Here is a 599-nt window from a genome sequence, read left to right as displayed (position 1 = left end):
CCATCTGGCACAACTCGCTAAACATTTTGAGCAAGAAAAAATTAACTTAATCGTCATTGATCAAAATATCGATACCAGCACATCAACTGGTAGATTGATGTTTAACATGTTGGCATCCATTGCTGAGTTCGAAAATGATTTACGAACTGAGCGGCAAGCCGAAGGTATTGCCAAAGCAAAAGAGAACGGCGTGAAGTTTGGGCGCCCAGCAAAACTCAATGAACAAATCTGCGATGCAATCCATTCCCGCCGAACCGAAGGGGCAACCATCGGTCAACTTGCGAAAGAATTTGAGCTAGGAGAAGCAACAATTTATCGGGCGTTAAAAATGGCAATGGCAAAATCAGATTGAAATTACCTCTGTATACGTTAGATCTTTGACTCATTCACATCCTGTTCACAGGCTTTTTCCATACTCAAATCAACTGGCTTCTGAGGTTATACGACATAGAGCGTTCTAACTCATTAAATCTGCCACTAAACTATTGATTTGTATTTGAAGCTTAAAAATAAAGAAGGCATTATTTGTTTGTAAAATACGGACAGTCGCCGTATAGAAAGCGTTATTTCCGCAACGGATCTCTCAGGCTGAATGTACG

1 protein-coding gene is annotated in these 599 nt (G+C 40.6%); it reads left to right on the top strand.

Features of this window, described 5'->3' with window-relative positions:
• The coding region (locus tag OH459_RS28105; protein WP_269989906.1) for a recombinase family protein at window positions 1-352 on the top strand (352 nt) is incomplete at its 5' end.
• Window positions 353-599 lie beyond the last annotated feature (247 nt).

This window comes from Vibrio sp. MM46 (assembly GCF_027587135.1).
GTDB classification, from domain to species: Bacteria; Pseudomonadota; Gammaproteobacteria; order Enterobacterales; family Vibrionaceae; genus Vibrio; species Vibrio harveyi.
This window is presented reverse-complemented; position numbering and strand designations above follow the sequence as displayed.